Below are 493 nucleotides of genomic sequence, written 5' to 3' on the forward strand. Positions count from 1 at the left end.
CTTCAGATTTTTTTCCTCAACAGTCGCTTTAGACATATTGTAAAATTGCAGGAAACTGGCATTGATATGATTCAGGATCGTACCATTTATGAAGATGCTTATATCTTTGCCGAAAACTTGTATGATATGGGTTTAATGAGCGCACGTGATTTTGAAAACTATAGTAATATTTTTCAAAGCATTATCCACTATATCAAACCGCCAGATTTATTGATTTACCTCAAAGCCTCTGTCCCTACCCTGGTGAATAATATCCAAAAAAGAGGCCGTGACTATGAATCCGCAATTCGCTTGGATTATCTGTCGAAGCTGAACGATAAATACGATAAATGGATCAATAATTACAAAGAAGGTAAGGTCATGATTCTGGACAAGGACAATCTGGACTTCACCAAAAACCCAGAAGACCTCGGCGATATCATTCAAAAGATCGAAGCCGAATTATTCGGATTGTTCGAATAATCAACGAATTAAAAAGCCTGTAAAATAACGT

At 36.5% G+C, this 493-nt stretch carries 1 protein-coding gene; it reads left to right on the top strand.

The features are described from left to right. On the top strand, positions 1-462 hold a 462-nt coding region (locus B2X72_RS04605), incomplete at its 5' end, for a deoxynucleoside kinase (protein WP_286848411.1). Between the last annotated feature and the right edge of the window lie 31 nt (positions 463-493).

Source organism: Sphingobacterium sp. UBA7253, assembly GCF_002472745.1.
Classification (GTDB): domain Bacteria; phylum Bacteroidota; class Bacteroidia; order Sphingobacteriales; family Sphingobacteriaceae; genus Sphingobacterium; species Sphingobacterium siyangense.